At 66.5% G+C, this 22,940-nt stretch carries 24 protein-coding genes; 11 read left to right on the top strand and 13 right to left on the bottom strand.

Annotation, left to right across the window (positions count from 1 at the left end; all coding sequences use genetic code 11):
• Positions 1-28: 28 nt before the first annotated feature.
• The 5 genes from AB1411_07820 to asnS all read right to left on the bottom strand — a co-directional run bounded on the left by AB1411_07820 (position 29) and on the right by asnS (position 6,235).
• A complete protein-coding gene (locus AB1411_07820) occupies positions 29-1,525 on the bottom strand; it encodes a UDP-N-acetylmuramoyl-L-alanyl-D-glutamate--2,6-diaminopimelate ligase (protein MEW6543503.1) in 1,497 nt (498 codons plus the stop codon).
• Positions 1,522-3,255: a penicillin-binding protein 2 gene (locus AB1411_07815; protein MEW6543502.1), complete on the bottom strand. Its 1,734-nt coding sequence runs from the start codon at positions 3,253-3,255 to the stop codon at positions 1,522-1,524. Before AB1411_07815 ends, AB1411_07820 begins: the two co-directional genes overlap by 4 nt.
• On the bottom strand, positions 3,252-3,590 hold the full coding sequence (locus AB1411_07810; protein ID MEW6543501.1) for a cell division protein FtsL: 339 nt from the start codon (positions 3,588-3,590) through the stop codon (positions 3,252-3,254). Before AB1411_07810 ends, AB1411_07815 begins: the two co-directional genes overlap by 4 nt.
• Entirely contained in the window at positions 3,587-4,501 is a 915-nt protein-coding gene (gene rsmH / locus AB1411_07805) for a 16S rRNA (cytosine(1402)-N(4))-methyltransferase RsmH (GenBank protein ID MEW6543500.1), read from the bottom strand. The genes AB1411_07810 and rsmH overlap by 4 nt, the downstream gene beginning before the upstream one ends.
• 438 nt (positions 4,502-4,939) lie before the next feature.
• A complete protein-coding gene (gene asnS, locus AB1411_07800; protein MEW6543499.1) occupies positions 4,940-6,235 on the bottom strand; it encodes an asparagine--tRNA ligase in 1,296 nt (431 codons plus the stop codon).
• Between the two features lie 207 nt (positions 6,236-6,442).
• Between asnS and AB1411_07795 the strand changes: the two genes are divergently transcribed.
• Positions 6,443-7,465, top strand: a complete 1,023-nt coding sequence (locus AB1411_07795) for a hypothetical protein (GenBank protein MEW6543498.1) — start codon at positions 6,443-6,445, stop codon at positions 7,463-7,465.
• Between the two features lie 62 nt (positions 7,466-7,527).
• Here the strand turns inward: AB1411_07795 and AB1411_07790 are convergent, their stop codons facing one another.
• From AB1411_07790 to AB1411_07780, 3 genes are all read right to left on the bottom strand, one after another.
• The gene (locus tag AB1411_07790) at positions 7,528-8,574 is read right to left on the bottom strand and encodes a hypothetical protein (protein ID MEW6543497.1); all 1,047 of its coding nucleotides are present in this window, start codon (positions 8,572-8,574) and stop codon (positions 7,528-7,530) included.
• 17 nt (positions 8,575-8,591) lie between these two features.
• A complete protein-coding gene (locus AB1411_07785) occupies positions 8,592-9,089 on the bottom strand; it encodes a YajQ family cyclic di-GMP-binding protein (GenBank protein ID MEW6543496.1) in 498 nt (165 codons plus the stop codon).
• A 124-nt stretch (positions 9,090-9,213) separates the two neighbouring features.
• A complete protein-coding gene (locus tag AB1411_07780; GenBank protein MEW6543495.1) occupies positions 9,214-11,193 on the bottom strand; it encodes a carbon starvation CstA family protein in 1,980 nt (659 codons plus the stop codon).
• 195 nt (positions 11,194-11,388) lie between these two features.
• Here AB1411_07780 and AB1411_07775 point away from each other — a divergent pair, with 195 nt between their 5' ends.
• Both AB1411_07775 and AB1411_07770 read left to right on the top strand, forming a co-directional pair.
• On the top strand, positions 11,389-11,628 hold the full coding sequence (locus tag AB1411_07775; GenBank protein ID MEW6543494.1) for a hypothetical protein: 240 nt from the start codon (positions 11,389-11,391) through the stop codon (positions 11,626-11,628).
• A gap of 139 nt (positions 11,629-11,767) precedes the next feature.
• Entirely contained in the window at positions 11,768-12,328 is a 561-nt protein-coding gene (locus AB1411_07770) for a hypothetical protein (protein MEW6543493.1), read from the top strand.
• Positions 12,329-12,498: 170 nt separating this feature from the next.
• Here AB1411_07770 and AB1411_07765 read toward each other — a convergent pair whose 3' ends face one another.
• The 3 genes from AB1411_07765 to AB1411_07755 all read right to left on the bottom strand — a co-directional run bounded on the left by AB1411_07765 (position 12,499) and on the right by AB1411_07755 (position 14,836).
• Positions 12,499-13,593: an aminotransferase class V-fold PLP-dependent enzyme gene (locus AB1411_07765; protein MEW6543492.1), complete on the bottom strand. Its 1,095-nt coding sequence runs from the start codon at positions 13,591-13,593 to the stop codon at positions 12,499-12,501.
• 91 nt (positions 13,594-13,684) lie between these two features.
• On the bottom strand, positions 13,685-14,263 hold the full coding sequence (locus AB1411_07760; protein MEW6543491.1) for a thiamine pyrophosphate-dependent enzyme: 579 nt from the start codon (positions 14,261-14,263) through the stop codon (positions 13,685-13,687).
• Positions 14,264-14,338: 75 nt separating this feature from the next.
• Complete coding sequence (locus AB1411_07755) at positions 14,339-14,836, bottom strand: thiamine pyrophosphate-binding protein (protein ID MEW6543490.1); 498 nt, start codon at positions 14,834-14,836, stop codon at positions 14,339-14,341.
• 162 nt (positions 14,837-14,998) lie between these two features.
• Between AB1411_07755 and AB1411_07750 the strand changes: the two genes are divergently transcribed.
• The 5 genes from AB1411_07750 (at position 14,999) to AB1411_07730 (ending at position 21,426) form a co-directional block, all read left to right on the top strand.
• Entirely contained in the window at positions 14,999-15,523 is a 525-nt protein-coding gene (locus AB1411_07750; GenBank protein ID MEW6543489.1) for a hypothetical protein, read from the top strand.
• Positions 15,524-15,578: 55 nt separating this feature from the next.
• A complete protein-coding gene (locus AB1411_07745) occupies positions 15,579-16,112 on the top strand; it encodes a hypothetical protein (GenBank protein MEW6543488.1) in 534 nt (177 codons plus the stop codon).
• Positions 16,113-16,201: 89 nt separating this feature from the next.
• Positions 16,202-16,870 carry a TetR/AcrR family transcriptional regulator gene (locus AB1411_07740; GenBank protein MEW6543487.1) on the top strand — a complete coding sequence of 223 codons (669 nt, stop codon included), beginning with the start codon at positions 16,202-16,204 and terminating at the stop codon, positions 16,868-16,870.
• Positions 16,867-18,057: an efflux RND transporter periplasmic adaptor subunit gene (locus tag AB1411_07735; protein ID MEW6543486.1), complete on the top strand. Its 1,191-nt coding sequence runs from the start codon at positions 16,867-16,869 to the stop codon at positions 18,055-18,057. Before AB1411_07740 ends, AB1411_07735 begins: the two co-directional genes overlap by 4 nt.
• 81 nt (positions 18,058-18,138) lie before the next feature.
• The gene (locus tag AB1411_07730; GenBank protein MEW6543485.1) at positions 18,139-21,426 is read left to right on the top strand and encodes an efflux RND transporter permease subunit; all 3,288 of its coding nucleotides are present in this window, start codon (positions 18,139-18,141) and stop codon (positions 21,424-21,426) included.
• 9 nt (positions 21,427-21,435) lie between these two features.
• Here the strand turns inward: AB1411_07730 and AB1411_07725 are convergent, their stop codons facing one another.
• On the bottom strand, positions 21,436-21,768 hold the full coding sequence (locus tag AB1411_07725; GenBank protein MEW6543484.1) for an SCP2 sterol-binding domain-containing protein: 333 nt from the start codon (positions 21,766-21,768) through the stop codon (positions 21,436-21,438).
• 97 nt (positions 21,769-21,865) lie between these two features.
• On the opposite strand from AB1411_07725, the gene AB1411_07720 reads away from it, so the two are divergent.
• The 3 genes from AB1411_07720 (at position 21,866) to AB1411_07710 (ending at position 22,612) form a co-directional block, all read left to right on the top strand.
• Positions 21,866-22,042 (top strand): hypothetical protein, encoded by a 177-nt coding sequence (locus tag AB1411_07720; GenBank protein ID MEW6543483.1) that lies wholly within the window; start codon positions 21,866-21,868, stop codon positions 22,040-22,042.
• 73 nt (positions 22,043-22,115) lie between these two features.
• Complete coding sequence (locus AB1411_07715) at positions 22,116-22,355, top strand: type II toxin-antitoxin system HicB family antitoxin (protein ID MEW6543482.1); 240 nt, start codon at positions 22,116-22,118, stop codon at positions 22,353-22,355.
• Positions 22,352-22,612, top strand: a complete 261-nt coding sequence (locus AB1411_07710; protein ID MEW6543481.1) for a type II toxin-antitoxin system HicA family toxin — start codon at positions 22,352-22,354, stop codon at positions 22,610-22,612. Before AB1411_07715 ends, AB1411_07710 begins: the two co-directional genes overlap by 4 nt.
• Before the next feature lie 58 nt (positions 22,613-22,670).
• On the opposite strand, the gene AB1411_07705 is transcribed toward AB1411_07710, so the two are convergent.
• Positions 22,671-22,901, bottom strand: coding sequence for a hypothetical protein (locus tag AB1411_07705; GenBank protein ID MEW6543480.1), 231 nt, complete (start codon positions 22,899-22,901; stop codon positions 22,671-22,673).
• Between the last annotated feature and the right edge of the window lie 39 nt (positions 22,902-22,940).

Raw genomic sequence — 22,940 nt, 5'->3', positions numbered from 1 at the left:
TCCGGGACCCGGGCCCCCGTGCCGCCCGTCAGGCGCGGAGCTTCCCGATGGCTTCCCGCGCCACTTCGCGATCGTCGAAATGGAAGCGCTGCGTTCCGACGATCTGATAATCCTCGTGGCCCTTCCCCGCGATCAGCACCATGTCGCCGGCTTGCGCCTCGCGGACCGCCGCCTCAATGGCCTGCCGCCGGTCGGGAATGAGTTCGTACCGGACCTTCCTGGGTCCGGCCGAGGCCAGCGCCGCGCTGACGCCGGCCTCCACTTCGCGCAGGATCGCCAGCGGATCCTCGGTCCGCGGATTGTCCGAGGTCGCGATCACCACGTCGCTCCCCTCCACCGCGGCCCGGCCCATCTTGGGCCGCTTGCTCCGGTCCCGGTCGCCCCCGCAGCCGAAGACCGTGATGATGCGGCCGGTCTTGAGCCGGTTCGCCGCCGCCAGCAGCCGGACCAGCGCGTCCTCCGTGTGGGCATAGTCCACGACGACCGTGAAGGGCTGGCCCGCCTCCACCCGCTCGAACCGCCCCGGCACGCTGGCGACCCCCCGCAGGCCGGCCCGGATCTGGTCCGGCGACAGCCCCTCGTGGAGCCCCACGCCGACGGCGGCCAGCAGGTTGTACACGTTGTGCTCGCCCACGAGGCGGCTCTCCACCCGGAACCGGCCGGCGGGCGTCGCGGCCGTGAAGCCGGTCCCGGCCAGGGCAAGCTGCACGTCCTCCGCCCGGAGGTCGGACGGCCGTCTGATCGAGTAGGTCCACACCGGCGCGGGGCAGGCTTCGCGGATGCGCAGGCCCCGCTCGTCGTCTACGTTGACGATCGCGCGCTTGGGACCGACCTTGAGGCCGGTCCCGGCCAGGCCGGTGAACAGTTTGAGCTTGGCCCGAAAGTAGTCGTCCATGTCCCGGTGGAAGTCCAGGTGGTCCTGGGTCAGGTTCGTGAAGATCGCCACGTCGAACTCGCACCCGACCGTGCGGTCCAGGGCCAGCGCGTGCGAGGAGACCTCCATCACGGCCGCATCCATGCCCGCCGCCACCATGCGGGCCAGGAGAGCCTGGAGATCCACGGCGCCCGGCGTCGTGTGGGCGGCGGGCAGCCGCTCGGTCCCGATCTGGTAGGCCACGGTGCCGATGAGCCCCACCTTGCACCCCGCCGCTTCCAGCATCCCCTTGCAGAGGTACGTGATCGTCGTCTTGCCGTTGGTGCCGGTCACCCCGATCATCGCGAGGCGGGCCGATGGATCGCCGTGAAACCGGCTGGCCAGCAGACCCAGCGCGCGACGCGAATCGGGCACGACCACCGTGGGAACCGGCAGGTCGGCCGCCGGCGACTCCACGACGAGGCCGGCCGCTCCGGTCGCCACCGCCTGCCGGAGAAAGGCGTGGCCGTCCGCCTTCTCCCCCTTGACCGCCACGAAGACGCTGCCCGGCTTCACGGCCCTGGAATCGTCGGTCAGGCCGCGCACCTCCACCGCGAGCGCCCCCCGCCGTTCCACGGTCTCCAGCGGCGCGATGAGCTCGGCGAAGGTCATGCCGCCCGCCCGATCCGGCGCCCGGTTGCGGCCAGCTTGACCGGCGCCTTCGACGGGACGCCGAGGTACGGGAGCGCCTGCTCGACGATCTTCCGGAACACCGGCGCCGCGATCGCCCCGCCCCACTGCTCGGTCTGCGGCTCGTCCACGACCACCACGATCGCCAGGCGCGGGTCCTCGACCGGCGCGAACCCCGCGAAGGAGGCCACCGTGAGGGTCTTGGAGTAGGCGCCGGTCTGCGGATCGAGCTTCTGGGCGGTGCCGGTCTTCCCCGCGACCCGGAACCCCGGCACGGCCGCCCTGCTGCCGGTGCCGCTGGTCACCACGCCTTCGAGGATGCCGGTGAGCGCCCGCGCGGTCTCCGCAGAGATCGGCCGGCGGCGGACTTGCGGGCCGGCCTGCAGCAGCACCGTCCCCTGCGCGTCGCGGATCTCCGACGCGATGTAGGGGCGCATCAGCCACCCGCCGTTCGCCACCGCCGACACGGCCGTCACGAGCTGCAGCGGCGTGATCAGGATTTCCTGGCCGATCGCCTTGGACGCGAGGGACTGGCGCTCCCAGTCCTTCGGCTCCTTGACCTGGCCGGGCACCTCTCCCGGCAAATCGATCTCGGCCCGTTCCCCGAACCCGAAGGCCCTGAAATAGCGGTAGAGCCGCTCTTCGCCGAGTTTCATGGCCGTCTTGACGGTCCCGATGTTGCTGGAGTGCTGGATCACCTGGGCGAAGGTCAGCCAGCCGTACTTCTCGTGGTCGTGGATGACGCGGCTCGCCACCTCCATCCGGCCGTTCTCCGCGAAAACCATCGTGCCGGGCTCCATGATCCGCTCTTCCAGCGCGGCCGCCGCGATCACGACCTTCATGGTCGAACCCGGCTCGTAGGTGTCGGTGAGCGCGCGGTTCCGCCAATGGTCGGGGGTGGCGGCCCGCATGACGTTGGGATCGAATTTCGGGTTGACCGCCATCGCGAGGATCGCGCCGGTGCGTGGGTCCATCACGATCGCGGTCCCGCTCTTGGCCCGGCTGGCCGTCACGGCCTCGTCCAGCTCCTTCTCCGCAATGTACTGGATCACCTCGTCGATCGTCAGCGTCACGTTGTGGCCGGGCGCGGGGGCCTGCTCGTTGAGTCCCTTGGGGAAGACCGTGCGCCCCAACGCGTCGCGCTGCAGCACCACCTGCTGCTTCTCGCCCTGGAGGTACCGGTCGTAGCGGCGTTCGACCCCTTCCAGCCCCTGCCCGTCCATCCCCGCGAACCCGAGGACGTGCGCCAGCAGCGGCCCCTTGGGATAGAAGCGGCGCCCCTCCAGGACCGTCCCGATCCCCTCGAGCGAGAGCCGCTCCAGATGGCGGCCCTGCTCCGGATCGAGCTTGCGCGCGATCCAGACGAAGCTCCGCTCCTGCCGCAGCTTCCGCTCGATCTCGTCGGCCCGCACGTGGAGGACCCGCGCCAGGTCGTGGGCGACCCCGCTGGGGTTCTCGAGCGAGGCCGGGACTCCGAAGACGGAGGGCACGTCCAGGTTCATAGCCAGGACGCGGCCCTGCCGGTCGAAGATGCCCCCGCGGCCGCCTTCGACGGTGACCGCCTTCCGGTGCTGACGATCCGCCTTGACCGTGAGCTCGGCCGCCTGGAGCACCTGCAGGGTGAAGAGGCGGAACAGCACACCCGCAAAGCCCGCCATGAGGACCAGAACGGCGATGCGCCGGCGCCAGCGGTACGGATCCGGCTGGGTCACGGAATCCTCCCCGGAAGAGGCTCGTTCTTGGCCAGCTTGATCTCGGGCGGCGCGGGGCTCGCCGCGAGAACCGGCTGCTCGCGCGCCACCCGCACGAGGACCACCTGCCCCTGCTGCGGCGGCCCCATCCCCAGCTTCTCCGAGGCCGCCTTCGCGATCCGGTCGGGCGCGGTCAACGCAGAGACCTTCACGCGGAGCTCGTCGCGCTCCCGGTGCAGCATCGCCTTCCTCACCTTCAACTGTTCGATCTGGTAGCCCACCCGCACGACGTCGACCCGTTCCCAGACGACGAGCAGCAACAGAGCCACCCCGGCCAGCGTGGCGACGACCTTCATTCCGACCTCCCCATGGGTGGACGCTCGACGACCCGCAGCTTGGCGCTGCGAGCCCTCGGGTTGTCTCGGCACTCCGAATCGGAGGGAGTCACCGGCTTCTTGGTCAGGACGGACAGACGGGCCTCCGGCCCGTGCGACAGGGCTCTGAACGTCTGCTTGGCGATCCGGTCTTCCAGGGAATGGAACGAGATGACGCAGAGGCGCCCGCCGGGAGCCAGGGCCGCGGCGGCCCCGCGGATGGCCTCTTCCAGCACGTCGAGCTCCCGGTTGACTGCGATCCGCAGCGCCTGGAAGGTCCTGGTGGCGCAGTGCAGGCGCCCGTGGCGATAGACGGGCGGGACCGCGCCGCGGATCACCGAGGCCAACTGCAGCGTCGTCTCGATCGGGCGGACGGCGCGGGCCCGCACGATCGCGCGGGCGATGCGGCGCGCGTAGCGTTCCTCACCGTACTGGTAAATCAGGTCGGCCAGCTCCGGTTCGGACAGGTCCCGGATCAACTGCGCGGCCGTCGGGCCGCCGGCCTGATCCATCCGCATGTCCAGCGGACCGTCGGCCTGGAAGCTGAATCCCCGCTCCGGCCGGTCGAGCTGCACCGATGAGACGCCGAGATCGAAGATCACGCCATCCACCTCCGGAACTCCCGCGGAACGGAGATGCGCCGCGAGCTCGCGGAAATTGCCGTGGACCAAGCGCGCCCGCTCGCCGAACGGCGCAAGCCGCTCGCGGGCCGACCGGAGCGCTTCCTGATCCCGGTCCACTCCGACCAGGATGCCGTCAGGCGCACTGAGTTCCAGAATCCTGGCCGCATGGCCGCCGTATCCGACCGTGCAATCGAGGTAGCGGCCTCCGGGACGGCAGGCCAGCCAGTGAACGACCTCTTCAGCCAGAACCGGGACGTGGGAAGTGGCCATTTCTCCATAACTTCCATTAGCTCCCACTTTCACCCACTTTTCGGCAGCAGTATACATGGCCTGCTTGGCTTGTCAATAAAAATCTTTTCAAAAACCTTTTGTAGGACAGGAAATTAGGTGAGTTACCCCCAGGGCGGTGCTGAAGACCCGGTTTTCCCGGCCTGAAAAGGCCGAGCAACCGGTTTTCTGCTGGACCGGGCTGGCCCCCCTCTTTCCCGGCAGCGGACCGTCGCCCCCGCGCGTTAATGGCGGTAGAAGGTTGAAGAAGGAAGGTCGTGAAGCTTCGTGAACTGGTACTCGATGACCTGCCAAACATCGTCGCGATCCCGCCCACTCAGGGACATCGCGTCAAACAAAGCGAACAGCTAATAGCGAATAGATAGCAGCGACCGCCATTCGGGGTTCCGAGTTATTCGCTGTTGGCTGTTCGCTATCAGCTTATGGATACAGTTTATAGAGCATCCTCGGGAACGGAATGGTCTCGCGCACGTGCTCCAGGCCGCAGATCCAGGCGACGGCCCGCTCAATCCCCATGCCGAACCCCGCGTGGGGCACCGAGCCGTAGCGCCGCAGATCCAGGTACCAGCGGAACGCCTCCTCCGGCAGCTTGTGCTCCCGAATCCGGCTCAGCAGCTTGTCGTGTTCGTGTATGCGCTGCCCGCCGCCGATGATCTCCCCATAGCCCTCCGGGGCCAGCATGTCCATGCACAAGGCCAGATCGGGCCGCGCCGGATCGCTCTGCATGTAGAAGGCCTTGACCGCGGCAGGATAGCGATGGACGATCACCGGACGGTCGAACTCGCTCGAGAGCAGCGTCTCCTCGTCCCCGCCGAAATCGTCGCCGAGCTGGATCGGATTGCCCTTCTGCTGCAGCAGCCTCACGGCCTCCTCATACGTGATTCTCGGGAACGGCGGCTTCACCCGCTCCAGCTTGCCCACGTCCCGCTCCAGCACCGCGAGCTCGGGCCGTCGCGTGGCCAGCACCCGCTCGACGATGGCGCTGACGAAGGCTTCGGCCAGCTCCATCGTGTCGGCCAGATCCGCGAAGGCCACCTCCGGCTCGACCATCCAGAATTCCATCAGGTGGCGGCGCGTCTTGGATTTCTCTGCCCGGAACGTCGGGCCGAAGCAATAGACCTTTCCGAAGGCCGCCGCGGTCGCCTCGCTGTAGAGCTGCCCGCTCTGGGTCAGATAGGCCTTCTCGTCGAAGTAGTCGGTCTGGAAAAGCGTCGTCGTGCCCTCGCAGGCGTTGGGCGTGAAGATCGGCGCGTCCAAGAGGGTGAACCCCCGCTCGTCGAAGAAGTTGCGGCAGGCGCGGATGATCTCGTGCCTGATCCGCAGGACCGCGTGCTGACGGCTGGACCGCAGCCATAGGTGCCGGTGCTCCATCAGGAACCCGACTCCGTGCTCCTTCGGCTGGATCGGGAAGGGCTCGGCGAGCTGGAGGGTCTCGACGCGGGTCGCGTCCAACTCGTACCCGCCCGGGGCGCGGGGCTCCTGCCGCAACGTGCCGGTCACGATCAGGGAGGATTCCTGAGTCAGCCTGGCCGCCTGGCCGAACGCCTCTTCCCCGACCGTCCCCTTGCTCACGACGGCCTGGATGTCGCCGGTCCCGTCCCGGACGATCAGGAAGTGGATCTTGCCGCTGGAGCGGCGGTGCCGCAGCCAGCCGCGGATCGTCACTTCCCGCCCGACGTGGCGGGCGGCCTCTTCGATGTAGATGGCCGTCATCATGAATGAGCCCGCAGCTCACCCTGCAGCATGAAAAAGATGGCAGCGGACAGCTAGCAGCTATGAGCTATTTGCTACTCGCTGTTGGCTATTTTCTAAGCAGCCTATCGAATTCCCGACAGGGTTTGCAAGGGCGCCGGGAGACCTCGTCGCCGCGCGGTTGGCGGCAATTGATTGACATTCCCGAAATGCGACGAGCAGAATGGCTGCATGAACGTCGGGACTGTCGGCACCATGAGAATCTGCGGGCTCGCAGCCCTTGCGGTCTTGGCCTGCTTCTCCCCGGCCAACGCGGCGGAGCTCGATCCCAAGAATCCCCTGAACCCCCCCGGTCCGGTCTATTGGTGTCCGCACAAAACTCCCGACCAGCAGTACGCCGCCACGCTGCAGCCCGGCTGCTCCCCGCTGGTCGAGGAAGCGGACAAGCGGCGGGCCGCCGAAAGAGAAAAGGAGAAAAAGCTCAAAGCGAGAGCCCCGATCAAAATCCAAGACATTCAGAGTGAAGCATCGAGATTCGCCCATCGGTACCGAGAATTCTTAGACTGCTGCGCCAGCGATCCCGGCTCGCTCGACGAGCTTGAGGAGATCCAGGACCAGGCCTATTTCCTTCTCAAAGCCATTCAAGAGACCGGGCTTGTCAACATGAGCCAACCGGATTGCCCCAATTGCCGCGGGTGGACGCTGAGTCAAATCATCCGTACGGTCGCCCAGGCGCGGGACGATCTCCGCAAGCTGCGGAAGCGCTGGCAAGGTCTCGATGAAGCCTATGAGAGGCTGAACCAGCAGGACTATGAGGCGGCGAGCCGGGAGCGGCGCCGGATTCAAGAAGAGGAGAGCGCGCTTCAGAAGGAGTTTCGGCCGGTGGTCCCGCCGCAATCGGCGCCGACGGGAACTGATCTGAGCGCCACGGACAGGACCCAGGGACCTCCGGCCACCACCCTGCCCAACCGGGTCGGCACCGCGATCGAGAGCACGACGCTGCCCAGCGCGTTCGGCGTGGACATCGGCGAGGTCGGCTCTCCCGCCAGCGATCCGCGGGACCTCAATCCCAGAAGAGGCCTGGACACGCAGAACACGACTCTTCCCACGCGCCAGGGGACAGCCACCCAGGACACGACGCTGCCGAACTCGACCGGCTTCGAAATCGGCACCCAGCAGGGGCCGGCCGGCTCTACGTCCCTCCCGACGAGAGTGGGCCCGGCAGCCGGAGATTCCAGCTTCAACCGCCGCTGAATGGAGACTGTGATCGGTGATGGGTGATCGGTGAAGGGTCCCCTCTCATCACCCGTCACTCATCACCCATCACGCCTTTCAGTCTCCCGGACCGGCGGCAGCGACGTCCATGTCTCTCCCCCGTCCTGACTGCGGTAGAGCCCGCTCCCGTTCGTCCCCACGTACCAGACTTTGGGATCGGTCTGGCTCTGGGCCAGCGAACGGATGTTCAGGGTTGCCAAGCCGACGTTGAGCGTCTGCCACGTCGCCCCCCCGTCCCGGCTCCGATGCACCCCTTCCCGGCTCGCCACGTAGAGGGTGTCGGACGCGGACCGGTCGAGCGCCATCGCGCTGATCATCTGGTCCGGGAGCGACTGGGCGATGCGGACCCAGGACTTGGCTCCGTCGGTCGTCTTATAGATTCCGCTCAGCGTCGCCGCGTAGACCGTGTCGGGCGCGTGGGGGTCCACCGCCATGACCGTCACCCCGAGCGCGCGCGAGGACTTCAGGACCTCCGGCGGCACGAGCCCGTTGTTCACCTTCTCCCACAGGGCCGCGCGGTTCACGGTCTTGTAGACGCCCCCGCTGGTGCCGGCGTAGAGGATCGTCGGCCTCGCCGGGTCCAGCGCGAGCGTCACCACCATGAGCACTTCCTTCATGCCGTCCATGCGCTTCTGCCACTGTTCGCCGCCGTTCTGCGACTCGAAGACGCCCATCGTGGTCGCGACGAAGAGGTGGTTGCTGTCGGCCGGGTCGAACACGAACTGGTTGACCACGGAGGTAATCGTCACGTCGTCAAGCCCGGCCCGCAGCGAGACCCACCGCTGCCCCCCGTCGTAGCTCTTGAAGACCGCGTCCCCCTTGGTGCCGGCGTACACGGTGGCCGGGTAGGTCGGATCCACCGCCATCGAGATCACGCGCGAGTGGGTCATGCCCCGCGAGAGGTTCTGCCACGTCTGGCCCCCGTCCCGGGTCTTGTAGATGTAATCGTTGGTGGCGACGTAGATGATGCTCGGGTTGGCGGGATGCAGCGCAATGACGACGATCGCGTCGCTCCGCCCGCACCCGGAGGCGAGCATGGCGAGGAAGAGCGCACCCAGCGCCAGGAGCGGGGCCACTGCACGCGTCACGAGTCACCCGTCACGCATCACCGATAGTTGGTGAACTGGAGGTCCACGCCGAAATCCTTTTGCCGGAGAAACGCGATCACGGTCTGGAGCTCGTCCTTGCTCTTGCTCTGGACGCGGATCTGCTCTCCCTGGATTTGCGCCTGCACTTTGAACTTGCCGTCCCGGATCGCCTGGCTGATCTGCTTGGCCTTGTCGGCGGCGAGGCCGCTCTGGATCGTGATCGTCTGGCGGACCGTCCCGCCCAGCGCTTCCTCCGTGGCGCCGAACGTGAGCGCCTTGAGCGACACGTGGCGCTTGACGCACTTGGCCTTCAGGATCTCGATCACGGCCTTGAGCTTGTACTCGTCGTCCGACAGCACGACCAGCTCTTTTTCCTTTTCTTTGAGCGTCAGCTCGGTCTTCGAGTTCTTGAAGTCGAACCGCTGGCGGATCTCCTTCACGGTCTGATCCACGGCGTTCTTGACCTCCTGCATGTCCACCTGCGAGACGACGTCGAACGAATTCAGGTCGGCCATCACCTAACCTCCTGCCTAAGTCAAAAAATCGTGGTCAGTGGTTAGTGGATAGCGGCGGATATAGACTGCGCAAAGCGCATATTCAGCACTGACCGCCGACCACTGACCATGGTTCCCCCCTGCATCAACAGCACCGATCAATGGAAATCTTGAGGCCCTCCCGCCCGGCCGGAGACGCGCCGCCCAGCGGGATGCCGCCGGGCCCGACGATGACCTCGCTGCTCCGGTACGGCCGTCCCTGCACTAGGTACCCGTACCATTGCCGCAGGCCGTCCGTCAGCACCACCACCGCCAGCAGCGCGACGACGCTCACGAGGACGGCGTCCAGGTACAGGGCAAACGCCTCGTCGGTCCCGGCGGCGCGGGCCTTCGCCGTGAAAATGAAGAAGAGCTCGTAGGAGCCGGTCAGCGTGATCGCCCCCACGAACAGCATCGGCGCCGCCGTCACCCAGAGGTACCAGGCCTTGCCCATCTTGATCAACACCGTCGTGCCGATGCAGAGCGCCAGCGTCCCCAGCAACTGGTTGGCCGCGCCGAACATGGGCCAGATCGTGGAGATGCTCCCCGCTCCGATCAGGTAGCCCCAGGCTCCGACCACGAGTGCGCTGCTGGCGAGCACGCCGGGCCACCAGTTCAGGCGCCCCAGCGGCGCATAGACGCGCCCGCCCATTTCCTGGAGCAGATACCGCACGATTCTGGTGCCGGTGTCGATCGTCGTGAGGATGAACAGGGCCTCGAACAGGAGCGCGAACTGATACCAATAGGCCATGAGGCCGGCCATGCCGGGGAGCGCGCTGAAGATCGAGGCCATCCCGACCGCCAGCGAGACCGCCCCGCCCGGCCGGCCGGTCACGTCCACCTCGACGAGGCGGGAGAGCTCCTGAATGCGCGCCACCGGAAAGCCCATCGCCGCGAGCGCATCGGACGACAGCAGGGTATTGATCGCCAGGTAATCGCCGGGGATCAGGACGGACGCGGCGATCAGCGCCATCACCCCCACGAAGCTTTCGAGCAGCATCGCGCCGTAGCCCGCCAGCGCGTGCGATTCGCGCTCGATCATCTTCGGGGTGGTGCCGGAGGAGATCAGGGAATGGACGCCCGAGATGGCCCCGCAGGCGATCGTGATGAAGAGGAACGGGAAGAGCGTGCCGGGAATGATCGGCCCGCCGCCGCCCGCGAACGCCGTGATGCGCGGCATCTCGACCTCCGGCGCCATCGCGATCACCCCGAGGCCGAGCAGCGCGACGACGCCGATTTTCATGAAGGTGGAGAGATAGCCCCGCGGCACGAGGAGCATCCAGCCGGGCAGGACCGAGGCGACGAACCCGTAGCCGGCCAGCAACCAGACCAGCGTGTGCTGCTCGAATTCGAACCAGCTTCCAAGCGGCGATTGCGCCACCGCCCGGCCGGCCAGCACCGAGACGACCAGCAGCACGACGCCCAGGGCCGAGATTTCCCCGACGCGGCCGGGACGGAACCTCTGCAGATAGAAGCCCATCAGGACGCCGATGGGGATCGTCATCGCGATCGTGAAGGTCCCCCAGGCGTTGCGGTAGAGGGCGTTGACCACGGCCAGCCCCAAGCCCGCCAGCGCCACGACCACGATGAACAGGACCGCCGCGGCGGTCGCCGTCCCCGTGACCGGCCCGAGCTCGTCCCGCGCGATCTCCGGCAGCGACCGGGCGTTCCGGCGCAGCGAAGCGACGAGAATGATGAAGTCCTGCACCGCCCCGGCCAGCACCGCGCCGATCACCAGCCAGAGGAAGCCCGGCAGGTAGCCGAACTGCGCCGCCAGCACCGGGCCGAGCAACGGCCCCGCGCCGGCGATGGCGGCGAAATGATGGCCGAACAGGACGTACTTGTTCGTGGGATGGAAGTTGGTCCCGTCGTTGAGGCGGACGGCCGGCGTCACGCGCGCATCGTTGAGCTCCGTCACGCGGCGGGCCAGGAACCGCCCGTAGAAACGGAAGGCGAGGGCGTAGAAGCAGCCGGCCGCGACGACCAGCCACAGGCCGTTGACCCGCTCGCCCGGGTTCAGCGCGCCCGTGACGAAGCCGAAGGCGAGCGCGCAGAGGACCGCGACCGCCGCCCAGACGAGTTTCATCCCCAGACCCATCGCGGCGTATCCTAACAAGCCGACGGACCCGTGTAAACGGGACGCGCCGCATCCAGTTGCATCGCCCGTGATTGAGACTCTAGGCTGAGGCCTTCCCGCGACGCGCGGCACACCCCGTTCGGTACAAGCGTAAACCGGCCGGCCGGCACCACTTCACCCCGCCACTGGACGAGCACGGCCTTCGTGTGCCTCTCGGTCCTGCTCGGCACTGTGGCACCGGCCTGGCCGGAAACCCTGTCCCCGAGCGTCCACTGGGGAGCGATCGCCTACCCCGATCGGGACGACACCCTGACCGCCGGATTGGTGCTGAACCGCTTCACGGAATTCGACGGCGAGCGCCACCGCTACAATTCCACGATCAAGGAGACGATGGGGTTCAACATGATCGCGCTCAGTTGGACCGAACATTTGGAAACGGTTTGAGGGGTGGAGCACCAACCTCACCGCCGGGACCGGCCCGACTTCCGACCAGCCCACGAGGTTCCTGCAAAACGACGCGATCCACAAGATTCGAGGCTTTGCGCCGGTCCCCGTCGGAGCCACCAGGGAGCAAACCGATTTCATGCTGGACTCGTCGGTGACCAGATGGACCGACGTGCTGGGAACTCAGAGGACCGGCTTTCTCGGCATCGGAGGGACCACCGGGTCACTGTACCAGGAGCTATGGACGCGGGTGGGGGTGCGGCGATTCTCCCTCGCGGAGAGCACCGCGAGTCTCTCCGGCTTGCCCCCGAACGGCTGGCTGCAGGTCTTTGAGCACCTGCGCTTTTCCGCGATGGGGCGATACAGCCGCCCCTATGGAGGCGCCGCCTTCCAGGGCTTCACCGCCGTCGCGCCCCAGACCTACCTTGGGCAAGCCTCGGTGAGCGTCGGGAACTACGACAAGGAGAACAAGCCGATTCGGGAAGTCGAGTTCGCCATCACCGTGGATTCCGGCCTGTTCGTGGATTTCAAAGGCAACAGCCAGGAAGAGCGGTTCGGCTCCCTGCTCATCCGCGTCCCGTACGTGACGATCGAGACTTGGAACGACCTCATCAACGGCAAGGACAGGGGCCCGACCTTCGGCGCCTCCTTGGCCCTCGATCTCCTTCAAATCCGAGACCGTTTCTACGGGCCCTCCTAGCCGGACGCACGCGGGACGCTCAAACCATGGCCCCCTTCACCCGCCCGCACCATCCCGCAAGGCCTTTCTCCCCGAGCGCCGCAAGCCCCATCAGGGCGGCTAGGCCGGGCAAGAAGAGGATCAGCCTCAGCACAGGTTGCGATCGATGCCGGCGGGAAGGCCCCGATCGTCTAAGGACGCACGGCGGCCGATTCCAGCGCCTGCTGGAAGGCCGTGAGAAACCCCTCGATCTGCTGATCGGTCAGCGCGCCCATCGTGGCCACGCGGAAGATCTTGCCGGCGAGCGAGCCCTGACCGGGCGGGATCACGTAGCCCCGTTCCTTCAAGCGAGTGCGGAGCAGCTCGTCGGTCAGGCCCGGCGGCAGATGCCAGGCGGTGAGCGTCCCGGATTGGTGCTCTGGCGGCAGAAGCGGCTTGAGCCCCAGCTCGCCCAGCTTCTTGCGGAGCATCGCGGTCGGTTTCCTGTACCGTTGGGTCCTCGCAGCCACACCCTCCTCCAGCAGCTCCGCGAGCGCCTCGTGGAAGGCCGCATAGACCGGCGTCGCCGGCGTGAACGGGATGGTGCCCCGCTCCTCGTCCTCGTAGTAGTGGGGCAGGTGCAGGTACCAGGAACGCTTGGGATAGCTCTTCATCCGTTCCATGAACCCCTTGCGTACGAGCACGAAGGAGACGCCGGGCCATCCCTGGATGCCCACGTGGGCCGCCCCGGCGACCATGTAGAGGTGCGAGCCGGCGATGTCCAGCGGCTCTCCGCCCAGGCCGCCCACCGAGTCCACGAGGAACACGCGGTTCTGGCTGTCCGCCACCTCCGCCATCTCCCTGACCGGATTGAGCTGGCCCGTGCTCGTCTCGTGGTGGACCATGGCCACGACGTGGACCTCCGGATGCTGCCGCAGCGCGAGCCGGAGCCGCTCCGGGTCGAACTTGGCCCCCAGCTCCAGCTTGTATTCCGCCACCCCCAGCCGGTGGACCCCCACGATGGAGGCCATTTGCTCCCCATAAGGGCCATTGTTGATGACGAGGGCGCGTTTCCCGTGGGGCAGGGAGGAGAGCAGGGCCGCTTCCACGGCCGCGCTCCCCGAGCCGGTCAGGACGATCGCCGTATAGTCGGATTCGGCTCCCGGCACGAAGGCCCGGAGCAGCTTCTGTCTGATGCCGTGGACCAGCTCCGCAAATTCGGCCTCGTGGGGTCCGATGGCCGTTCCCTGCAGGGCTGCGCGTACCCGCTCCGAGACGTTGACGGGACCGGGAGTGAGTAAAATCACAAGTTCACCTCGTTGATCATGAAGCGTGAAGCGTCTCTCGTCAGCGGAAAACTCCGGTGTTCCTGCGTCAGTCCGCGCTTCACGAGCGACGCTATTCAATCGCCTTTCGGAATCGCTCGGTGATCTGGGGCGGCTCGAGCGGGACCGGGCCGACGTCCTCCGCCAGCTCGTTCACTTTCACGAGCAGGAAGCTGGGGCCGTCCGCGGTCAGCATGGTCTTGAACTCGTAGGCGAGGTCTTCCCGCTCGCGCACCCGCTCCACGTTCGCGTAGCCGGCCGCCTTGGCCACCTGATCCAGCCGCACCACCCGCGAGAGCGACGGCTGGTTGCCGCTGCCGCCGTAGACCTCGTTGTCCAGCACCACGTGGATCAAGTTCTTCGGCGCCAGCGCCCCGACCGTCGCGAGCGTGCCCAGCCCCATCAGGACGTTCCCGTCCCCGTCCAGCACCACGACCTTCTTCCCGGGCTTGCCCAGCGCCACCCCCAGCCCGACCGCCGCGGCCGTGCCCACGGCCCCCGCCATGTAGAAGTGCGTCGGCCGGTCCCGCAGCTTGAACGTCTCGCGGGACGGGAACCCGCTGCACACGACGACCGGCTGATCGGTGAGCAGGTCCAGGAGCGTCTGAATCGCCCGCGCCCGGCTCTGCATCGTCCCCTCTTCCGGCCTCATTCTTCGTCCCTCGTCGTTCGTCGTTCGTCTCTCGTTTCAGACGCTTCACGCATCACGAGCGACGCGTCACGCTTTTCATGGTTGCAGCCCGCGGACGACTCCGCTCTTGAGCAGCAGCGCCACGGGAACGCGGGCCTTCATGAAGGTCTGCGCCACCCAGTTGAGGTCGTCCTGGGCGGTCGGCTCCGACAGCGTCCGGTGCGGGATCCGGACCGTGTCGAGGAGCTGCGTCACGGTCTGCCCCATGACGAGATGCTCGGGGGCGTCCTTCCCCTGGAACCCGCGCCAGGAGACAAGGAGCAGGCAGGGCTGTCGGCAGACGAGGTTCAGTGAGACCAGCGTGTCCAGGCACCGCCCCAACCCGGCGTTGGGCATCAGGACCGCCGGCACCTTGCCGGCCATGTACGCCCCGGCGGCCATGGCCACCGCCGCATCCTCGCGCACCGCGGGGACGAAGAGGCGTCGCTCGAGCAGCGTGGCGATGATGCCGGCCAGAAAGGTGTCGGGCACGCCGGTAAAGAAGTCGAACCCGATGTCCTGCAGGGTCCGGACGAAGTCGTCGCTCTCGATCACCCGTTCCTCCCGCGCACCGCCGGACCGTGAAGCGGGCCGCATTATAGCCAAGCGGCGGGAGCCGCACAAGGCGCGGGCGCGACCGGGACCGGTTGTGCAGCCGGGCGCACTCATGCTAGGGTGTGACCCCACGCATTGAGCCCCGGCAGTCGGGATCACACCATGAAGCGGGACGCCTGGATCGCTGCCCTTCTCCTCCTCCTTGCCGCAACGGCGCCCGCCCGGGCACTCGCCAGCGCGACGATCGTCAACGACCCCCAAGGGTTCAACGGCATCCCCTGGGGCGCGCCCCTGGCCGGCCGGCCGGATCTGGTCCTGGCCCAGTCCATGGACCGCGTACAGGGGTACGACCTGAAGCAGGGCCCCCCGCCGCTCGGGCAGGCGAAGGTGGAATCCCTGAGGCTGTTCGTCATTGACGGCAAGTTCGGCCGCGTCACGATCCGCTATCGGGGCAGCCAGACGCACGCCCAGGTGCTGGCCTATTTGGAATCCGCGTTCGGGCCGGTGGAGCGGGCTCCCGGCTCCATGGTCCGCGGGCTCAACCAGCAGTTCAACTGGCGCGGGCCGGAAACCGAGGTCAATCTGACCTTCGAGGCCAAAGGCGAGCGCGGGTACCTGTTCATCGAAAGCCGCACCCTCTCGCCGCGGTTCAATGATTTTCTGTCCGATACGGGATCCGGGTACTGAGCGAGGGCGTGCCGCCCGCGGCCAGCTCCCCTCGATCCGGTGAAAGACGGTTGCCATGGAAGCTGCCCCCTCATCGAGCCTTCCGCCCGTCGCGCCGGCGTCCCTGTCCGTTCTGTGTCTGGGCCTGTTCGTCGCCACGCCGGTCCTTGCGGTCTCGATGCTGAACGACCCCAAGGGCTTCCGGGACTTTGCCTGGGGCGCCCCGCTTTCCGAGTCTTCCGGCCTGACCCTGACGTTCTCCGACGAACGCGTCAAGGAATTCGAACTGAAACAGGCGCCGCCCACGCTGGGTGGCACGCCCGTGGATTCGATGAAGCTCTTCTCGATCGACAACCAGTTCGCGCGCGTGTCCGTTCGGTACCGCGGGAAGCGGGCGCACGAGCAACTGGTCGCCTATCTGCAGGCCCAGTACGGTCCCCTCGACCTGACGCCCGGCCAGATCGCGGCCAGCGGCAACCACCAGTTCACTTGGCGCGGGACGGAAACGGAGGTCAACCTGACCTTCGACGTGCGGCAGGAGCGCGGCGTCCTCTTCATCGAGAGCCGCACCCTGGCGGCCAAGTTCCTGGATTACATGGGCGGGATGTAAACGGACTTCGCCCCCGCTTGCCGCGGCCCTCACGCCGTGTTAGGCTGTGGTGAGTAACCACTCACTCACCGAGGCCTCCGATGAAGCCCGTGCGCCATTCCAAGCCGATCGAGCGCGCCGCCAGACCCTCCGGACACGAGCGCCAGGCCAGCATCATCGCGGCCGCAGCGGCGCTCTTCGCCGCCAACGGGTTCAAGGGGACGACCACCAGGGAGATCGCGAGGACGGCCGGCATCAGCGAGGCCCTGCTCTTCAAACATTTCCCCACCAAGCGTGCGCTCTACGCCGCGATCCTGGCGGAGAAAGCCCCCCTCTCTCAATTGCTGGCCGCAGTCGAGGCGGCGGCCCGCAAGCGGAACGACCACCGCGTGTTCACGCTGATCGCGAGCCACCGGATCCGTCGGGCGTCCGACCCGACGCTGCTCCGGCTGCTCCTGTTCAGCGCGCTGGAGGGCCACGATCTTTCGGACATGTTCTTCCGGAACCAGCACCGGGTGTTTTACGACTACCTGGCCGGGTACATCGCCAAGCGCGTCGAAGACGGCGCCTTCCAGCGCGTGGACCCGCTCCTCGCCGCCCGCGCCTTCATGGGCATGGTCGCGCACCACCGGCTGCTGCACGAGATCTTCAGAGTCCGCGAGCACCGGACCCCCGAAGACAGCGTCGCCGCCTACGTCTCGCTGTTCCTGGACGGCATTCGCGCGAGGCCGCGGCATTTGAAACTGGTCGGCAGAAAGGCGAGGCACGCGCTCTCATGAACCGTCTCCGGCAACATCCGGGCCTGACGTTCCTGGTCATCCTGGTCCTGGCGCTGACCGGGCTGGTGCTGTTCCGTCTGACCAACAGCAGCGCCAAGGGCGACGGGCGCAAGGGGCGGGTGATCACGGTCGGCACGGTCACGCCGCTCCGCCAGGATCTGGACGTGCGCCTGCCCTTCACCGCGGACATCCAGCCCTTCCAGCAGGTAAACGTGTTCTCGCGCGTGGACGGCTACATCGCGAAGCTGCACGTGGACAAGGGCGACTTCGTGAAGGCCAACCAGTTGCTCGTCGAGATCGACCACACCGACTACGTCCACGCGGTGAACCGCGCCAAGGCCAACCTGGCCGCGGCGCGGGCGGACGTGCTGCGCCAGGAGGCGAACATCCGGAACGCCAAGCTGACCCTGTCCCGGTTCGAGAAGCTGATCAAGGACCAGTTCGTGTCCCAACAGGACCTGGACAACGCGCAGGTCAACTACGACACGGCGGTCGCCCAGATCGAGTCGCTCAAGGCCCAGGTGAAGCAGATGGAGGTAGCGCTGCAGCAGGCCGAGACGAACCTCTCCTACTCGTACATCCGGGCGCCCTTCGCCGGCTACATCGCCGAGCGGAACCTGGACCCCGGCGCCTACGTCACCGGCTCGACGGCCAGCACCTCGACCATGTCCCGCGGCATCCTGACCCTGCACCACATCAACACGGTCCGGATCATGATCGAGGTGGTGGAGAAGGACGTGCCGCTGGTCAAGATCGGCCAGAAGGCCGAGGTGCGCGCCGAGGCTTACCCGGACCGGGTGTTCGCGGGCAAGGTCACCCGGATCGTGCAGGCCCTGAATCGCGGCACCCGCACGATGACCGTGGAGGTGGACCTGGAGAACCCCGACCTGGCCCTCAAGGGCGGCATGTTCGCCCGGGTCGAGCTGATCGTCGGCCTCCACCCGAGCGCCGTGCAGATCCCGATCGACGCCCTGACCCGGCTGGAGGAAAGCCAGTACGTCTACGTCGTCCGCGAGGGGAAGGCCTACCAGGTTCCGGTGGAGGTCGGCGTGCGGGCCGGCACGCGCATCGAGATCACCAAGGGGCTGACCGGCGCCGAGCAGGTAATCCTCTCCGGCAAGGACCTGGTCACCGACGGGACCAGCGTGCAGGCCAGCCCTCTTCCAGCAGTAAAACGTGAAGGGTGATGGGTGAGGCGTGATGTGTCAACCCCAACCTGATCGTTCTTCACCTGTCACCCTTCACCTGTCACCCATCACACTCTAATTATGTGGCTGACTCTCCTCGCCCTCAGAAACCGCATCGGCATCCTGATGCTCTCCCTGGCCATGGTGGTGCTGGGTGCCACGTCCCTGGACCGCCTGCCGGTGGATCTGTTCCCGAACATCCAGGTGCCGGTCGCCTTCGTGGGCGTGATCTACAAGGGGGCCCCCCCGCTCGACATCGAGCAGAGCGTCGTCTATCCGATCGAGAAGGCCGTCAGCTCCGCCTCGAACGTCGAGCACGTGGAGTCTTTCGCCAAGCACGGGATCGGGGCGGTCCAGATCTGGTTCAACTGGGGCGCCGACATCAACGTCGGGCAGATGGAGGTGATGCAGCGCGTCACCCAGATCCTCAACCAGCTCCCGCCCGGCGTCCTCCAGCCCTTCATCGTGAAGTTCGACCTCTCGAACATCCCGGTCGCGCTCGTCACCGTGTCCGGCACCAACATGGACGAGCGCGCGCTGTACGACCTGGCCTACAACGTGATCGCGCCCCAGATCGAGCAGATCCAGAACGTGGCGGCCGCCACCGTCGAGGGGGGCAAGATCCGCCAGATCAACATCAACCTGGACCCGGCCCTGCTCCAGGCCCGGGGGCTCTCGATCCTGGACGTGGTCCGCGAGGTCAAGGCCTCCAACCTGATCCTCCCCTCCGGCGACATCAAGGCCGGTACCCTGGACTACAACGTCTTCACGAACAACCAGTTCAGGACCGTCGAGCCGATCAACGACGTGATCGTCAAGGTCACGCCGCAGGGCCAGCCGGTCCGGGTGCGGGATCTCGGCACGGTCACGGACTCCTCGGACATTCAGACCAACATCGTCCGGACGGACGGCCAGCGGTCGGTCTACCTGCGCGTGAACAAACAGCCCACCGCGAACACGGTCGAGGTTGTGGACGCGCTCCGGCAGGCACTCCCCAAGATGATCGGCATTCCGCCCAACGTGAAGCTGGGCGTCTCCTTCGACCAGTCCGTCTACATCAGGCAGTCCATCAAGAACCTGATCGAGCAGGCCCTGCACGGCTCCCTGTTGGCGGCGGCCGTGATCCTGATCTTCCTGCGCAACCTGACCAGCACGCTGATCATCTCGGTCGCGATTCCGCTCTCGATCCTCGTCACGTTCATCGTCCTCTACTTCAGCGGGCAGACCCTGAACGTCTTCACGCTGGGCGGGCTGGCGCTGGGCATCGGCCGGCTGGTGGACGACTCGATCGTCGAGCTGGAGAACATCCAGCGCCACCTGAACGAGAGCCGCCGGCGCTGGGAGGAGGTGCAGGCGGCCGCGCGGGAGCTGAACCCGGAGGCCCCGCTCGACCTCGCGGTCCCGACCAAGTGGGAGGCCCTGCTGGAGGCGGCCCGTGAGGTGGCCATGCCGATCTTCGCCTCCACCGTCACCACCGTGGTCGTGTTCCTGCCGATCTTTTTCCTCATCGGCATCGCGAAGCTCCTGTTCATCCCTCTCACGTTCACGATCGCGATCGCGCTGTTCACCTCGTTCTTCATCTCGCGCACGGTCACGCCGGCCCTCTGCTACAAGTTTCTCAAGCCGGAGCAGGAGGCCCACACGCACATGCCGGCCTGGTTCGCGCGGCTCATGCGATGGAGCGCCGGAAGGTACGAGGCCTTCGATGCCCGCTACCAGGAGGCCCTGAGCTGGGCGCTGGGCCACAAGAAGGTCCTGATCGGGACCATCGTGGCGATCTTCGCCGCCTCGCTGGCCCTGCTGCCCTTCATCGGCACCGAGTTTCTGCCGGTGACCGACGAGAGCCAGTTCAGGATTTACGTGCGCGCGCCGGTGGGCCAGCGGGTGGAGAAGACCGAGCAGCAGGTGGCGGAGATCGAGCGGGTGCTCCGGGAGACGATCCCGCCCGAGGAGCTGGAAACCGTCGTGTCCAGCACCGGGGTGACGACCCAGGGCCGGTCGTCCCTCTTCAACCGGAACACCGGCCCTCACGCCTCCCAGATCTCCGTGTACCTGAAGCCGCCCGATCAGCGGAGGCGCAGCCAGGTCCAGATCATGAACGAGGTGCGGCCGAAGGTCCTGAAGCTCTTCCCCGGCGTCGCGGTCTTCTTCGACCCCGGCGGGCTCGTGAAGCGCATCGTGAGCTTCGGGTCCCAGAAGTCCGTGGACGTCGAGATCTACGGCTACGACCTGGAGAAGGCCCGCGGGGTGATCCGGCAGGTCGAGACGGTCATGCACCAGGTCCACGGCCTCGCCGACATCGAGGCGAGCCGGGAGGAGAACTATCCCGAGCTCGACATCACGGTGGACCGGGAGAAGGCCGCGCTGCTGGGGATCAGCGAGACCGACGTGGCCAACGCGGTGCTGTTCTCGCTGAACGGGAACGGGCAGACCGACCCGATCATCTACACCGACCCACAGAACGGGAACGAGTACTACATCAGCGCCTGGCTGGCCGAGGAGTATCGGAAGGACCTGACGGATCTGGACAACATCCTGCTCACGAGCCGGACGGGCGAGCCGGTCCTGCTCAAGAACGTGGCGGCGGTCCACCTGAACGCCGGCCCGGTCCAGATCGAGCGGAAATACTTCCAGCGGATCGTCCACATCACGGCCAATCCGGTGGACCGGGACCTTGGCGCCATCGCGGAGGAATTGGAAGCACGCTTCGCGGACTTGCAGCTCCCGCCCGGCTTCAGCATCCGGCTGACCGGACAGATCCAGCAACAGCGGGAGACCTTTCAGGGACTGATCTTCGCTTCCGTGCTCGCGCTCCTGCTCGTTTACATGGTGATGGCGGCCCAGTTCAAATCCCTGCTGGACCCCTTCATCATCATGTTCTCGGTCCCGATGGGCTTTCCCGGCGTGATCCTGATGCTGTTCCTGACGGGCACGACGCTGTCCACCACCTCGTTCATGGGCGTCATCATGATGCTCGGAATCGTGGTCTCCAACGGCGTGCTGCTCGTGGACTACACGAACGTGCTGCGGCGGCGCGGGATCGCGTTGCGCGAAGCCGTCGTCAAGGCGGCGCGGACGAGGCTGCGGCCGATCCTCATGACCTCGCTCGCGACGGTCTTCGGCCTGCTGCCCATGGCGCTGGGGCTCGGCACGGGCGGCGAGACCAACGCGCCCCTGGCCCGCGCCGTGATCGGCGGCCTTACGGTCTCGACGGTCCTGACCCTGTTCCTGATCCCGACCCTGTACCTGATCCTGGAGGAGCGGTTCCCGCGCAAGGCGGATCCGGAGATGAAGACGAACGGGGAGCCGGCCAGGACCGACTGGCCGAGGGAATCCGAGGCGCTGGCGGAGAGCCCCGTCCGAGGCTGACGGAGCAGGCTAGCGCACCGAGGGGAACAGGGACTTCAACTGGATCGCGAGGCCCAGGTCGCCGGAAATCCGGAGGCGGCCGGAGAGGAACACCGAGGGCCCGTCAAGCCGCCCGCCCAGGACCCCCAAACAGTCCTCGCCCGACATTGAGAAGGTCACGTGCGGAGCCGGATGGATTCCCTCCTGCACCGAGCAGGCCCCGTCTTTGATCGTCAGGTGGTACTGGCCGCCGTCCGGCCCGCTCAGGTCGAATTGATAGACAGCCGAGACCCCTTCCGCCGCCTCTGCATCCAGCTTCTCCGGCAAGAGCCGGAAGAATTCTTTGACGGTCTGCGGTTGCACGCCGCGGCAGTCTAGCGGATTGACCGGGGACTTGCAACGTCCGCGATCGCCAGGGCTCACGTTGACAACCGGAAGAGCCATCCGCCAGAATGCAGCCATGCCGACCGCGCCGATCTCACAGCCCGATCCGCAGGCCGCCCTGGCCGACCTGCCCGACCGCACCTGCACCTGGTGCAAGGTGCCGATGGTGAAGCGGCTCGTGGCGCGCGGGAAGTTCATCCACTACACCTGCCCCAAGTGCATCTTCCAGCACACGACGAAGCGGGACAAATAAGGAGCAGGTCGCAGGTTTTTCACATCTGCTTCGGATTCTTGACAGCCCTCCGCCTGACTTCTAGAATCGAGGCATGAAAACGTATATCTATCCGATCGAAGTCGAGCAGGAAGAAGACGGTCGGTGGAGCGCTGTGGTTCCCTCGCTGCCCGGCTGCGCGACCTGGGGACACACACAGCAGGAGGCCGTGAAGGCCTTACAGGAGGCCATCGAAGCCTATATCGCCACTCTTCGCGAAGCAGGCCGCCCGATACCAACTCCTCCCCCGAATGGCGAAGTGATTGAAACGCCGGCGCTTGCCGTCGTGGTATGAACGAGACCGGAAGTCTCGTCCACCTGCTAAGAAATCTTCCCGTCAGCCAACTCATCCGCGCGCTTGAGCGTGATGGTTTCACGCTTCGGCGATCCACGCAAACCGGCTCGCGAATCTACGCCCATCCAGACGGACGCTTGACCGTTGTGCATTACCACCATGGCAGCGACACCCTCACGCGCAAAACGCTCAAGAGCGTGCTCGAAGCGGTCAAATGGGATCACGCCGACGCGAGACGCTTGGGCCTGATCGAATAGAGCTAGAACGTGGATGAGCAAACAAAACCGGAGGTTCGAAGAAAAAAGGCGGTCGGCCTCAAGCCTTCTTGTGCGGGTAGGTATCGTGCTCGCGGCTAATATCGGTGAAGCCGCTTGCGCCAATGCCGACAAGAGCCCGAAGGGCCTTCTTCTGAAGCGCCACCCGCCGCCGCAGCCGATCGCGCTGCGACGCGCGGGCTGCCTTTCGGGGTGCCTGCTGCTTGCTGGATGGTTTCTTGGCGGTCATATGTGCTGACTTTATTTCTGTTAATCCAATGTAGCCGATCACGCTGATTGGTCAATGCCACGCGCATCTTTCAGTGATCGC

The organism is Nitrospirota bacterium, from assembly GCA_040757595.1.
Lineage (GTDB): Bacteria > Nitrospirota > Nitrospiria > Nitrospirales > Nitrospiraceae > JBFLWP01.
This window is presented reverse-complemented; position numbering and strand designations above follow the sequence as displayed.